A 13,479-nucleotide genomic window follows, 5' to 3' on the forward strand; every position below is an offset into this window, starting at 1 on the left:
CTGCACCAATTGGATATTAAAAAATTTTATTATAGGAAGCTCATATCTTTTTAGAATGAGACTGATTAGTAGTATCACACTCATTAGGAGGTGGTAACTATAAACTTTGGAATTATTGGAGCGGGGAAGATGGGATTTTCCCTGGGAAAATATTTAAAAGAAAACAATATAAATTTAGTTGGGTATTATAGCAAAAGTGAGCATTCTTCTAAAGAAGCATCAACTTTCACAAATACCAAACAATATGTTAAATTAGAAAATTTAGTACAAGATAGTGATGTTATATTAATCACTACTCCAGACTCACAAATAAAAAACGTGTGGGAGAATCTAATTAGCTTTCCTATTAATAATAAAATAATATGTCATTTAAGTGGAGCAAAATCCTCAGAAATCTTTTCGAATATAAACCAATATGGTGCATATGGTTATTCAATTCACCCAATATTAGCAATTTCAGATAAATATAATTCTTATAAAAATATTTCTAAAGCATTTATTACAATTGAAGGAGACAAAAAATACATAAATTATTTAAAAAATATATTTTTGTCAATTGGTAACAAGGTTTTATTAATCAATAAAGAAAATAAATCCTTATATCATGAAGCCTGTGTAAGCGCTAGTAACTTAATAATTCCTATAATTGATCAAAGTATAAAACATCTTGAAAAATGCGGATTTGAAAAAAATATAGCTATTAAAGCTTTATATCCGTTAATTGAATTTAATATAAAAAACATAAAGGAACAAGGTGTTTTGAACAGTTTAACAGGTCCGATAGAAAGATGTGATTTAGAAACTATAAAAGATCACTATGAAGTTTTGAATGATGAAGATAAAGAATTATATACTATCTTATCTAGGCACTTATTAAAAATAACTAAAGTTAAAAATTTTGAAAAAGATTATTCTAAAATTGAAAAATACTTGGGGGAACAATATGAAAAATACAATTGTAACTTTTAAAGAAGCTAAAGAAAGCAATGAAAAATTAACTATGCTTACGGCCTACGATTACTCAACTGCAAAGCTAATTGACAGTTGTGGTATAAATGGAATATTAGTTGGAGATTCATTAGGAATGGTGTGCTTAGGTTATGAAGATACATTATCTGTAACTATGGAAGATATGATACACCACACAAAAGCAGTATCGAGGGGATGTACAAATACTTTAATAGTTGCAGATATGCCTTTTATGTCCTATCAAACGTCCACATATGATGCTGTGGTAAATGCGGGGAGACTTATAAAAGAAGGAAGAGCACATGCAGTAAAATTAGAAGGAGGAGTAGAAGTTTTTAACCAAATACAATCGATAGTTAACTCTTCTATACCAGTTATGGGGCATATTGGACTGACTCCACAATCTGTAAATGCTTTTGGCGGATTTAAGGTACAAGGTAGAGATGAATTAGCAGCAAAGAAACTTATTGAAGATGCACTAGCAGTAGAAGATGCAGGTGCATTTGCTGTTGTATTAGAAGGAGTCCCATCAAAGTTAGCATCACTTATAACTAAAAAGCTAACTATACCTACTATTGGAATTGGAGCAGGTGCTAGTTGTGATGGACAAGTCCTTGTATATCAAGATATGTTGGGGATGTTTAGTGATTTTACACCTAAATTTGTGAAAAAGTATGAAAATATAGGAGAAAAGATGAAAAATGCATTTTCAAATTATATAGATGAAGTAAAAACAGAAGTTTTTCCAAGTGAAGAACATAGTTTTAAGATAAATGAAGATATAATAGAAAAACTATATTAAAGGGGATTTGGGCATGAAGATTCTAAATAACATAAAAGAAATAAAAAAACAAGTTAAGGATTGGAAAGATGATGGATTAAGTGTAGCACTTGTACCTACTATGGGATACCTACATGAAGGTCATGAAAGTTTGATAAAAAAAGCTAGTGAGGATAATGATAAAGTAATTGTAAGCATATTTGTAAATCCAATGCAATTTGGAATAAATGAAGATTTATCTACATATCCAAGGGATATAAATAGAGATAGTGATATATGTGAAAAAAATGGAGCTAGTTTAATATTTAACCCAAATGTTGAAGAAATGTATACAGATGGATTTAGCACTTTTGTAGATTTGAATAATTTAACTTCTGGACTATGCGGGAAAAGCAGACCAACTCATTTTAGAGGAGTTTGTACGGTTGTGAGTAAGCTATTTAATATAGTAAATCCAGACAAAGCATATTTTGGACAAAAAGATGCGCAACAACTTTCTATAATAAAGCAAATGGTAACAGATTTAAATTTTGATGTTGAAATTGTAAGTTGTCCTATAGTTAGAGAAGCTGATGGATTAGCTAAGAGTTCTAGGAATACATATTTAAGTAAAGAAGAAAGACAAGCTTCAACTATAATAAACAAATCATTAAAAAAAGCAAAAGCTTTAATAAAAAGTGGAGAAAGAGATTCTAAAAATATAATTAACTTTATAAAAAATGAAATTAATAAAGAACCTTTAGCAAAAATTGATTATATAAGTATAGTTGAGAATAACACTATAAAAAACATAAAAACTATTGAGGATGGATCATTGATTGCAGTAGCTGTTTTTATCGGAAATACAAGATTAATAGATAATTTTATTTTCTAAGTTGTGTAAAAAAATTTCATTCAATTTGGCTGTATGATTATATAGGAAAATTAAGGGTATATTTATTAACATAATTATACAAAGATTGGAGAAAAATAAAATGAAATCTAATATGAATGAAAAAGAGTATGAAGAAATAAAAAAAGATGAAGAATTGAAAGATAGAGAATTATTTGGAGAAAAAGAGTTAGAACAAGAACACAAAGATTTAAAAATAGAAAAAGAATTAGATCCAATGAAAAGATTATAAGTTTTAAATTATTTATAAATAAATAGAGTAAACATAAAAGGGATATTTTAAAATATCCCTTTTATGTTTACTCTCAAATAATCTCCATAATTTCTCCATAATTAATTTCTATAATCCATTTATAAATTTGTAGTTTATATAACTGGAAAATAGAAATTAGAAAGAGGATTATGATTATGGAAAAATTAACACTTAAGCATATAAAAAATTTAAACTGGAGATTAATATTAAATGTTACACTTATATTTATATTTGGACTTGTAATGCTAACAACTGCAACTCATGCAAATAGAACCGGTAACTATAGAGAAATAATGAAACAATTGTTGGCATTTGGAATAGGGGTTACGTTAATAATTTTCACTATAAAAATTGACTATATTAAAACAGGTAAATTTTATAATGTTTTTTATATATTTACTATAATATTGTTATTAATTATATGGGTACCTGGATTAGGAGTAGTACAAGAAGGATCTAGAAGATGGATAAAACTAGGGCCACTATACCTTCAAACATCAGAAATTGCCAAACTTACTTTCATAATAAGTTACGCTAAAATTGCAGAAGAATATAAAGGTAAACTAAATACCATAAAACAAATAATACCAGCAGTATTAAAAGCTATGCCAGTTTTATTTTTAATGTTAATGCAGCCAGACTTAGGAGGGACTATAGTTTTTATATGTATAATGTTTGGAATGTTATTTGTATCAGGGCTTAATGGTAAAATAATAAGAAATACTATTTTAATAGGGGTATTATTATTACCATTAATTTATACATGTTTAGCTCCGCATCAAAAAGTTAGAATAGAAGCTTTCTTAAATCCTAATGATTTAAGTTACAAAGGAAATTATCAAGTTGTACAATCTATGATAGCTATAGGATCAGGAGGTATAAAAGGTAAGGGTATTTATGAAGGAACACAAAGTCAAAATGGATTCTTACCGGTACCAGATAGTGACTTTATATTTGCTGTTATAGGAGAAGAATTTGGGTTAATAGGAATGGGAGCTTTAGTGCTATTATATGGAGCATTTTTATTGACGATGATAAAAGATGCAGGAGAATCCAAGGATTTTTATGGAACTTTAATTATAATTGGAGTAACTAGTATGTTTGCATATCAAATTATTCAAAATATAGGTATGACTATGGCATTAATACCTGTTACAGGAATAACGCTTCCATTTATTAGTTATGGAGCAAGTTCTTTGGTTGGATCTTTAGCAGCATTAGGGCTAGCTCTTAATGTTGGAATGAGGAAAAGAAAAATTAATTTTTAATTTAAATTAATAAGAGACGAGGTAGGCGATGATAAATATACTACTTATAGATGATGAAAAAAAGATTTGCGAGTTTGTAAAAGCTTATTTAGATAAAGAAGGCTATAAAACTGATGTAGCATACAATGGAAATGATGCTGTGGATTATCTTGACAACAATCAATACGATATAGTTTTATTGGACAGGATGTTACCAGATATAAGTGGTGAAGAAATTTGTAGCTATATACGAAATAATTGTAAGCTGGTTAATATAGCTATAATTATGCTAACCGCAAAAACAGAAGATGATGATAGGATTGAAGGTTTTGAATTAGGTTGTGATGATTATATATGTAAACCATTTAATGTGAAAGAATTAATTCTAAGAATAAAAGCTGTATTAAAACGAAGTCATGATTTAGAAACTAATGAAAAGATAAGTTTTAAAAATGAAATTGAAATAAATACAAAGACACATGAAGTGAAAGTTAGAGGGAAAAGTGTCATTTTAACTAACACAGAATACAAACTATTGTTAGTAATGGCATCGAATCCTAAAAAAATATATACTAGAGAAGAACTTTTAGAAAATGTAGTAGAAGACCATTTAGAAAAATTTGATAGAGTTATAGATAGTCATATAAAAAATTTAAGACAAAAGATAGAAGTTGATTCTAGAAATTGTAAAATAATAAAAACTGTCTATGGAGTAGGATATAAATTTGAAGAATAATAAAAAATATATTTCTCTAAATAGTCAAATTTTAATAGCATTTTCAGTCATAGTTACTTTAATAACAATTATCATTTCAATATTTATAAATTCATCATTTAAAAGTGTATTTAGTAAATATGTTGATGAGAACAATAAAGATGAGGTAAATCACCTTGTATTTGATTTACAAAATGTATATGACAATGATAAATGGGATGTAGAAAACATAAAACTTTTAGGTGAAGATGCAATAAGAAAAGGGATAGCTCTAGAGGTTTATAATAAAAATGGGGACTTGGTTTGGAGTGTTTTTGAAGATGAAAAGCTATTATCAAATCAAAGATTGAATACAATAAAAAAGAATATGAAAAGTATTAATCAAAATTGGAATGGAAAACTCAAAGAATATAAGTTTGACATATATGATGATAAGAAGTTAGTAGGGTATGAAAGGATAATACATTATGATTCTATTTACTATATGGAAGATGATCTTGAATTTTTAAATATTATGAATAAATTTATGATATTTATAAGTATAGTAGCTGTAATAAGCGTTATAATTATATCTGCAATAATTTCAAAATCTATTTCTAATCCTATAAAAAATGTATCTAAAATTGCTAAAGTCATAGGGAGTGGAAACTATAAAAATAGATTGAATTATAAAAGTAATATAAAAGAAGTTAATGAACTTACAAAGTCTATAGATATGTTATCTGAGGAACTCAACAAGCAAGAACTTTTAAGAAAACAATTAACAACTGATATAGCACATGAACTTAGGACTCCTGTAACTAATATTCAAGGACATTTAGATGCTATTATTGATGGAATTTGGGATCCAACACCAGAAAGACTTACAAGTATAAGAGAAGAAGTTCAAAGGTTAGGAAAGTTAATAGGATCAATTAAAAATTTATCAACATTTGATAGTTCACTAAGTAGGTTGAATAAAACTAAAACTAACTTAAGTGATTTTATAAAAAATATAACATACACTTATGAATCAAAAGCTTTAGAAAAAAATATAAAAATTGAATATGAATTAAATGAAGTTTTTGCATATGTAGATAAGGAAAAATTTTCTCAAGTTATAGTCAATATTTTAGTCAATGCAATAAAATACACAAACTATGGAGGAACTATTTTAATTAAAGTAGAAAATTATGATGACAGTATAAATATAGCTATAAAAGACAATGGAATTGGAATACCTAAAGAAGAATTACAATATATATTTGAAAGGTTTTATAGAGTTGATAAGTCAAGATCTAAAGACACTGGAGGCATAGGGGTTGGACTTGCTATATCAAAAGCTATAGTAGCTGAGCATGGAGGAGACATCCTAGTATATAGTGAATTAGGTCAAGGTAGTGAGTTTGTAATTAAGCTTCCAATCATGTAAATAAAATATAACTTATTTATTGACAATGATAAATTTTATATAGTATATTTAAAATAGCACAAAGAGGTGCATTAGGAAGCAACGAAGCTCCATAGATTAATCTATGGAGCTTTTTTGTACTTAAATTTGTACTTATATAAAGAAAAGGGGAATACAAAATGTACAACTTTGAAATAAAGACAAAGATAAGCTGCGGTAGAGGAGCTTTAGAATCATTAAAAGATATAAAAAATAAAAAAATATTTATAATAACAGACCCATTTATGATTGAATCTAAAACAATAGATAAAATATTAATCAATCTAGAAGGAAATGATTGTGATATATTTAGTGAAATTGTACCAGATCCTCCAATTGAAACAGTTGTAAAAGGTATGGAGAGAATAAAAAATTACTCTCCAAATATAATTATTGCATTAGGTGGAGGCTCAGCAATTGATGCAGCTAAGGCAATTATGGATTTTTCAAAACAAATATTTAAGATAAATGAAATTGAATTTATTGCGATTCCAACAACTAGCGGAACAGGATCAGAAGTAACGTCTTTTTCTGTAATAACAGATGCTCAAAAAGGTACAAAATATCCACTTGTTTCAGATGATTTAATACCTAATAAAGCGATATTAGATCCAGAATTAGTAAAAACAGTTCCAAACTTTATAACGGCAGATACTGGGATGGATGTATTAACTCATGCTATAGAAGCTTATGTATCAACAGATAGTAATGATTTTTCTGATGCATTAGCAGAAAAGGCAATAAAACTTGTACACGAATATTTAATTGATGCATATAAAGATGGATCAAATTTAGAAGCTAGAGAAAAAATGCACAATGCATCATGTATGGCAGGGTTAGCATTTAACCAAGCGTCGTTAGGTTTAAATCATGGGATAGCACATATAGTAGGTGCAAAATTCCACATACCTCATGGAAGAACTAATTCAATATTACTTCCTTATGTTATAGAATATAATGCTAATATTTCAGGATACAATAATGCATCTTACTCAGACACTGCTAAAAAATATGCACAAATAGCTAAAATGTTAGGGCTAGAATCTTCTAATGTTAGATTAGGCGTGAAAAATTTAGTAAATGAAATTAAGAAAATGCAAAAAAGTATGAACATGCCGATGAAATTAACAGACTGTAAAGTTAATAAAGTTGATGTGGAAAATTTATTACCAGAAATTGCACAATTAGCGTTAAAAGATGGATGTACTAAGACAAACCCTAGAATTCCAAATGATTCGGGAATAATCGACATATTAAAACAAATAATTTAATAAAAACTTAGTAAAATGGTTTTTTAAATATTTTGAAATAAATATTGACAAGTGGAAAACGTATATCTATAATTAAATTATCACAAGGGCGTGATAATTGATTAAAAAGCAACGGAGCTTCTTAAAGATATATTGATAGTATATATTTTTAAGGAGCTTTATTTGATTTAAGAAAGAAGGTTTCAAAATGACAGAAGAAACTAAAAGCAGAGTTATTCAGGAATATGTTCCTGGAAAACAAGTTACATTAGCACATGTAATAGCGAATCCAAATGAAGATATATACAAAAAATTAGGACTTATAATAGATAAAAAAGATGCAATAGGCATACTTACAATAACTCCAAGTGAAGCATCGATTATAGCTGCAGATGTAGCAACAAAAGCATCAGGTGTACAATTAGGATTTATAGATAGATTTAGTGGATCTGTAGTTGTCACAGGAGATATAAGTTCTGTTGAATCAGCACTTAATGAAGTTGTAGAAGTGCTAGGAAATATGTTAAACTTTACATCAACAAAGATAACGAGGACTTAATTATGAAAAATATAATATTTATGGGTAAAACAGGTAGTGGAAAAACAACACTATGCCAAAAGCTTGATGATTTAGAAATAAAGTATAATAAAACTCAATCAGTTGAATTATACAATCAATCAATAGATACACCTGGAGAATATATTGAAAATAGAAGTTTGTATAGTGCACTTATAACTACAGCTGTAGATGCAAAAACTATAGCATTAGTATACGACCCTACACAAGGCGAAGGATATATTGCACCAGGATTTGCTAGTATGTTTGCTAAAAATGTAATAGGAATAATTACAAAAATAGATATAGCAAATGAAGATGAAATTGAACTAGCAAAAGAAAAGCTGAAAATGGCAGGTGTTAATGAGATATTTTTAGTAGATACTATCAAAGGCATAGGTATTGAAGAGTTATTTGAATATTTAAGTTAGCTAAAGTGAGGTGGCAACATATGAAAGGAAATATATTGGTAGTCGATGATGAACCAATAATCAGAATGGATATAAAAGACATTTTAACTGATAGAGGATATAATGTTGTTGGAGAAGCATGTGATGGATTTGAAGCTGTTGAAGCATGCAAAAAGTATAATCCCGATTTAGTTATAATGGATATAGATATGCCAATGTTAGATGGACTTAAAGCTGGTAAGATAATAACAAAAGATAACTTAGCAGGAGGAATACTTTTATCAACTTCTTTTGAAGGAGATGAGTATTTGAAAAAAGCAAAAGAAATAGGTGCCTTTGGATACCTAGTAAAACCTATTAATGAAAAAATATTTATACCTACAGTTGAAATGTGTATAGGTAAAGTAAGAGAATTTGAAAAGATGAAAAAAGACCTCGATAAGATAAGCAATAAGTTGACTGAAAGAAAGTTAGTAGAAAGAGCTAAAGGGATACTTATAAGAGAATTTGAAATTGATGAGGAAGAAGCATATACAAGAATAAGAAAACTTAGTATGGATAAAAGAACTTCTATGCTTGAAATTGCAAAAACTATTATTATAGGTTACGAGGAATAATCATATGATAAAAGAGTTATGTCAAGAATATTCTAACTTAAATAGTGAAGAAATTGACAAAGTAATTGATATTTCAAAATCCTTAGATCTAATGGCTAACTTTTATGAAAGCGATGTCTTTATAGACATATTAACGAAAAACCAAGAAGAGGCTATAGTGGTGGCTCATGGAAAAGCTAAAAATAGCTCTATTTACAAAAACACTGTAGTAGGAAAAAAGGCTCTGAGTATAAATGAACCAGGAGTTATAAATACACTATTAACAGGATTTGCCTCAAAAGATATAAAAGCTTTAACACAAGAGTATAAACTTGTGAGGCAAAGCATACAACCTATAGAACTAAATGATAAAACAATTGCAGTATTGATTGTAGAAAAAGACATAAGTAAAGAGTTAAAAGATGAATTTGATACAAATAAAAAAGAATCAAAAGAATTAATAAATTTAATAAAGCAAAACAGTTTTATAACTGATAATTTAAATGCTGCTATACTTGTGTTTGATAAATACGGAAATTTAAAATTTAAGAACAAAAATACTGTAAAAATATATGAAGCTATAGGAATGAAAAAAGATTTAGAAGATGTTAAATATGACGAGATATCATTAGAAAGTGAAAAATTTATTGATATTATAAAAAGTCATAAAATAGAACAAGTAAGAGAAGTAAATATAAACTATTGTTTCTTTGAAGTAAAAACAATAGTTAGAAAATCTGAAGAACTTAGAGTAATTCAAATAATACAAGATATAACTGAATTGAAAGAAAAAGAAGCTGAACTTGTTTTCAAATCAATAGCAGTTAAAGAAACTCATCATAGAGTAAAAAATAATCTTCAAACTGTAATTTCCTTGCTTAGAAAACAAAGTAGACTAACAGATAACGAAGAAGTTAAGATGTGTCTAGACAATGTGACTAACAGGGTATTTGCAATACTATCTAATCATCATTTGTTATCAAAGCAAATGGATAATAGTATAAGTATTTTACAGGCTATAAATTTATTAATCAGCAATATTCAAGGTGGATATTGTGATGATAAAAATATAAACATATACATTACAGGTGAAGATTTTAAAATAAATGGAGAAAAATCCAGTGCATTGCTACTAGCTATAAATGAAGCTATCCAAAATTGTTATGACCATGCTTTTGAAGGTAAAGAAAGTGGCAATATACAAGTACTAGTAAATGAAGAAGGAAATAAAAATATTATAGCTATCGTTGATGATGGAGTTGGATTTAAAAATGATGCTAAATTAAAAACTAATTTAGGTACATTTATAATCGATAGTTACATAAAACAGGTTCTAAAAGGTGATGTTGAAAAAATATCCACTGATAAAGGAACAAAAATAATTTTTAAAATTCCAAAATAATTTAATATATGTATTAATAACTATATCTACAAGGTGGTAGTATTAATTAAGCAAAGGGGCTTAAGGTTATTGATAAGTTAGGTAAATATATACCTAAACTTATTATAACTTTAAGCCTCTTTGCTTGTTTAAAACACACTTTGTGTATGGAGGTGAATAAATGAAAGAAGAGTTATTAAGTGTTGGAATTGATATAGGAACAAGTACTACACAACTTATATTTTCAAAGTTAATAGTAGAGAATATGGCTTCAAGCTTTTCAGTTCCAAGAATTAGTATTGTAGATAAAGAAATTATTTACAAGAGTGAAGTTTATTTTACTCCACTTATTTCTAACACTGAAATTGATAGAGATAAAATTAAAGAACTAGTAGAACTAGAGTACAAAAAAGCTAATATTTGTAAATCAGATATACAAACTGGAGCAGTTATTATAACAGGTGAAACTGCTAGAAAAGAAAATGCAAATGATGTACTTCATTCATTAAGTGGTTTTGCAGGAGACTTTGTAGTTGCAACAGCTGGACCTGACTTAGAAAGTATTATTTCTGGAAAAGGAGCAGGAGCACATATATATTCAAAAGAACACTCAACGAGTGTTGTGAATCTAGACATAGGAGGAGGAACAACAAACTTAGCGCTTTTTAAAAGAGGTGAAGTTTGTGACACTGGATGTTTAGACATAGGTGGAAGGCTTATAAAAATTGATAAGTCAACAAAAGAAATTATATATATATCACCTAAAATCAAAGAGATTATAAAAAATAACAATTTAAATTTAGATTTAGGAACTATTGCTACAGTTGAAAATTTAAAGCCTGTTATAGATATAATGGTTAAACTGTTGCTTGAAAGTGTAGGCATAAGACCTAAAAGTGAACTATTTGATTATATAGTTACCAACAAAAATATTAAATTAGATGAAGATATAAAATGTATATCTTTCTCTGGTGGAGTTGCAGATTACGTTTACTATGATGGCGAAATTGATGACTACTTCAAATATGGAGACATAGGTATTTTACTTGGTCAAGCTATTAAAAACTGTGAAGAATTCAAAAATCTTAAAATTATAAGATCTATGGAAACTATAAGAGCAACTGTTGTAGGAGCAGGGTCTCACACAACTGAGGTTAGTGGAAGTACTATAACATATACTAGCGAAAGTTTTCCTCTTAAAAATTTACCAGTTTTAAAATTATCAAAGGAAGATGAAATAGGAGATAGTCAGCACATAAGTAAAGCAATAAAAAATAAATTAAATTGGTTTAAATTAGAAAATGATCTTCAAAATATTGTAATTGCTATTGAAGGTAAATCAAATCCTAGTTTCTCAGACATACAAACATATGCAGATGGACTAGTAGATGGAATGCAAGAAATAATCGATAGAGATTTAGAATTTATAGTTATTGTTGAATGTGATATGGCTAAAGTTTTAGGTCAAAGTATGTATTCTAAATTGAATTTTAAAAAGAACTTAATATGCCTAGATAGCGTTAAAGTTGAAAATGGAGATTATATAGATATTGGAAAGCCAATAGCACAAGGTCAAGTATTACCAGTAGTAATAAAGACACTGGTTTTTAACTAATAAAAGGAGGTAAGTCAATGATTTTACAAACGAAACTATTTGGACATACGTATAAGTTTAATGGGTTATACGATGTAATGGCTAAGGCTAATGAAGAAAAATCAGGAGATAAGTTAGCAGGCGTTGCGGCTACTTCTTCAGAAGAAAGAGTTGCAGCTAAGGTTGTTTTATCTAATATAAAGTTAGAAGATATAAAAAATAACCCAGCGGTACCTTATGAAATAGATGAAGTTACAAGAATAATAATGGATGACTTGAATGAAAAAATATATGAGGAAATAAAAGATTGGACAGTATCAGACTTAAGAGAATGGTTACTAGACTCAAACACTACAGGTGATGATATAAGCAGAATTTCAAGAGGATTAACTTCTGAAATGATAGCTGCAGTTGCAAAATTAATGTCTAATATGGATTTAGTTTACGCAGCTAAAAAAATAATAGTAAAAGCACATTGTAACACAACAATAGGAGAACCAGGAACTTTATCAGCAAGACTTCAACCAAACCATCCAACAGACGATCCAGATGGAATTTTAGCATCACTTTTAGAAGGATTAACTTATGGAATAGGAGATGCAGTACTTGGATTAAACCCTGTTGATGACTCAGTTGAGAGTGTAACTAAAGTTTTAAAAAGGTTTGAAGAAGTAAAACAAAAATTTGATATACCTACTCAAATTTGTGTACTTGCACATGTTACTACTCAAATGGAAGCTGTTAGAAAAGGTGCTCCAACAGACCTTATATTCCAATCAATTGCAGGTTCTCAAAAGGGAAATGAAGCATTCGGATTTGATGCTGCAACAATTGAAGAAGCAAGACAATTAGTTTTAAAGCAAGGAACTTGCACAGGACCGAATGTAATGTACTTTGAAACAGGACAAGGTTCAGAACTTTCATCAGAAGCTCACCATGGAATAGATCAGGTTACTATGGAAGCTAGATGTTATGGATTTGCAAAGAAATTTAATCCTTTCTTAGTAAATACAGTTGTTGGTTTTATAGGGCCTGAATACTTATACGATGCAAAAGAAGTTATAAGAGCGGGACTTGAAGATCACTTTATGGGTAAATTAAGCGGATTACCAATGGGTGTTGATGCTTGTTACACAAACCATATGAAAGCAGATCAAAATGATATAGAAAATTTAGCTATTTTATTAACAGCAGCAGGATGTACATACTTTATGGGAATACCTCATGGAGATGATGTAATGCTTAACTATCAAACAACAGGATACCATGAAACAGCTGCTCTTAGAGAAATGTTTGGATTAACAGCAATTAAGAAGTTTGACAGCTGGTTAGAAAATATGGAATTTAGTAAAGATGGTAAGTTATTAGAAAAAGCAGGAGATGGATCTATATTATTAGGATAGGGG

Annotated in this window: 14 protein-coding genes; all 14 read left to right on the forward strand. The window is 28.5% G+C overall.

Translation table 11 applies throughout. The features are described 5' to 3' along the window. Positions 1–90: 90 nt before the first annotated feature. On the forward strand, positions 91–969 hold the full coding sequence (locus KXZ80_RS05155) for a Rossmann-like and DUF2520 domain-containing protein (RefSeq protein WP_226883759.1): 879 nt from the start codon (positions 91–93) through the stop codon (positions 967–969). After that, positions 944–1,771, forward strand: coding sequence for a 3-methyl-2-oxobutanoate hydroxymethyltransferase (panB, locus tag KXZ80_RS05160; RefSeq protein ID WP_021432389.1), 828 nt, complete (start codon positions 944–946; stop codon positions 1,769–1,771). The genes KXZ80_RS05155 and panB overlap by 26 nt, the downstream gene beginning before the upstream one ends. A 13-nt stretch (positions 1,772–1,784) precedes the next feature. Next, positions 1,785–2,624 (forward strand): pantoate--beta-alanine ligase, encoded by an 840-nt coding sequence (gene panC, locus KXZ80_RS05165; RefSeq protein ID WP_021432390.1) that lies wholly within the window; start codon positions 1,785–1,787, stop codon positions 2,622–2,624. Between the two features lie 100 nt (positions 2,625–2,724). Beyond that, a complete protein-coding gene (locus KXZ80_RS05170) occupies positions 2,725–2,874 on the forward strand; it encodes a hypothetical protein (RefSeq protein ID WP_021432391.1) in 150 nt (49 codons plus the stop codon). A gap of 170 nt (positions 2,875–3,044) precedes the next feature. After that, on the forward strand, positions 3,045–4,163 hold the full coding sequence (locus KXZ80_RS05175) for an FtsW/RodA/SpoVE family cell cycle protein (RefSeq protein ID WP_119472403.1): 1,119 nt from the start codon (positions 3,045–3,047) through the stop codon (positions 4,161–4,163). Positions 4,164–4,191: 28 nt separating this feature from the next. Further along, a complete protein-coding gene (locus KXZ80_RS05180) occupies positions 4,192–4,878 on the forward strand; it encodes a response regulator transcription factor (protein WP_021432393.1) in 687 nt (228 codons plus the stop codon). Continuing rightward, the gene (locus KXZ80_RS05185) at positions 4,868–6,268 is read left to right on the forward strand and encodes a sensor histidine kinase (RefSeq protein WP_021432394.1); all 1,401 of its coding nucleotides are present in this window, start codon (positions 4,868–4,870) and stop codon (positions 6,266–6,268) included. The genes KXZ80_RS05180 and KXZ80_RS05185 overlap by 11 nt, the downstream gene beginning before the upstream one ends. A 158-nt stretch (positions 6,269–6,426) precedes the next feature. Further along, a complete protein-coding gene (locus KXZ80_RS05190; RefSeq protein ID WP_021432395.1) occupies positions 6,427–7,557 on the forward strand; it encodes a 1-propanol dehydrogenase PduQ in 1,131 nt (376 codons plus the stop codon). Between the two features lie 187 nt (positions 7,558–7,744). Further along, positions 7,745–8,095 (forward strand): ethanolamine utilization microcompartment protein EutS, encoded by a 351-nt coding sequence (gene eutS / locus KXZ80_RS05195; RefSeq protein ID WP_021429273.1) that lies wholly within the window; start codon positions 7,745–7,747, stop codon positions 8,093–8,095. 2 nt (positions 8,096–8,097) lie between these two features. Continuing rightward, positions 8,098–8,523, forward strand: coding sequence for a EutP/PduV family microcompartment system protein (locus KXZ80_RS05200; RefSeq protein ID WP_021432396.1), 426 nt, complete (start codon positions 8,098–8,100; stop codon positions 8,521–8,523). A 20-nt stretch (positions 8,524–8,543) separates the two neighbouring features. Continuing rightward, positions 8,544–9,119 carry an ANTAR domain-containing response regulator gene (locus KXZ80_RS05205; protein WP_021432397.1) on the forward strand — a complete coding sequence of 192 codons (576 nt, stop codon included), beginning with the start codon at positions 8,544–8,546 and terminating at the stop codon, positions 9,117–9,119. A gap of 4 nt (positions 9,120–9,123) precedes the next feature. After that, entirely contained in the window at positions 9,124–10,500 is a 1,377-nt protein-coding gene (locus KXZ80_RS05210; protein WP_021432398.1) for a histidine kinase N-terminal domain-containing protein, read from the forward strand. Positions 10,501–10,660: 160 nt separating this feature from the next. After that, positions 10,661–12,094 (forward strand): ethanolamine ammonia-lyase reactivating factor EutA, encoded by a 1,434-nt coding sequence (gene eutA, locus KXZ80_RS05215; RefSeq protein ID WP_021432399.1) that lies wholly within the window; start codon positions 10,661–10,663, stop codon positions 12,092–12,094. Between the two features lie 17 nt (positions 12,095–12,111). Then, positions 12,112–13,476 carry an ethanolamine ammonia-lyase subunit EutB gene (locus KXZ80_RS05220; RefSeq protein WP_021432400.1) on the forward strand — a complete coding sequence of 455 codons (1,365 nt, stop codon included), beginning with the start codon at positions 12,112–12,114 and terminating at the stop codon, positions 13,474–13,476. The last annotated feature ends 3 nt before the right edge of the window (positions 13,477–13,479 follow it).

Origin of the sequence: Paraclostridium bifermentans, assembly GCF_019916025.1 — a bacterium.
Lineage (GTDB): Bacteria > Bacillota > Clostridia > Peptostreptococcales > Peptostreptococcaceae > Paraclostridium > Paraclostridium bifermentans.

Excerpts from the sequence above, each read along its gene's own strand:
- eutA (WP_021432399.1), top strand. The coding sequence starts at position 10,661 with ATGAAAGAAGAGTTATTAAGTGTTGGAATTGATATAGGAACAAGTACT.
- KXZ80_RS05205 (WP_021432397.1), top strand. The coding sequence starts at position 8,544 with ATGAAAGGAAATATATTGGTAGTCGATGATGAACCAATAATCAGAATG.
- KXZ80_RS05170 (WP_021432391.1), top strand. The coding sequence starts at position 2,725 with ATGAAATCTAATATGAATGAAAAAGAGTATGAAGAAATAAAAAAAGAT.
- panB (WP_021432389.1), top strand. The coding sequence starts at position 944 with ATGAAAAATACAATTGTAACTTTTAAAGAAGCTAAAGAAAGCAATGAA.
- KXZ80_RS05175 (WP_119472403.1), top strand. The coding sequence starts at position 3,045 with ATGATTATGGAAAAATTAACACTTAAGCATATAAAAAATTTAAACTGG.
- KXZ80_RS05210 (WP_021432398.1), top strand. The coding sequence starts at position 9,124 with ATGATAAAAGAGTTATGTCAAGAATATTCTAACTTAAATAGTGAAGAA.
- KXZ80_RS05190 (WP_021432395.1), top strand. The coding sequence starts at position 6,427 with ATGTACAACTTTGAAATAAAGACAAAGATAAGCTGCGGTAGAGGAGCT.
- panC (WP_021432390.1), top strand. The coding sequence starts at position 1,785 with ATGAAGATTCTAAATAACATAAAAGAAATAAAAAAACAAGTTAAGGAT.
- KXZ80_RS05200 (WP_021432396.1), top strand. The coding sequence starts at position 8,098 with ATGAAAAATATAATATTTATGGGTAAAACAGGTAGTGGAAAAACAACA.
- KXZ80_RS05220 (WP_021432400.1), top strand. The coding sequence starts at position 12,112 with ATGATTTTACAAACGAAACTATTTGGACATACGTATAAGTTTAATGGG.
- eutS (WP_021429273.1), top strand. The coding sequence starts at position 7,745 with ATGACAGAAGAAACTAAAAGCAGAGTTATTCAGGAATATGTTCCTGGA.
- KXZ80_RS05180 (WP_021432393.1), top strand. The coding sequence starts at position 4,192 with ATGATAAATATACTACTTATAGATGATGAAAAAAAGATTTGCGAGTTT.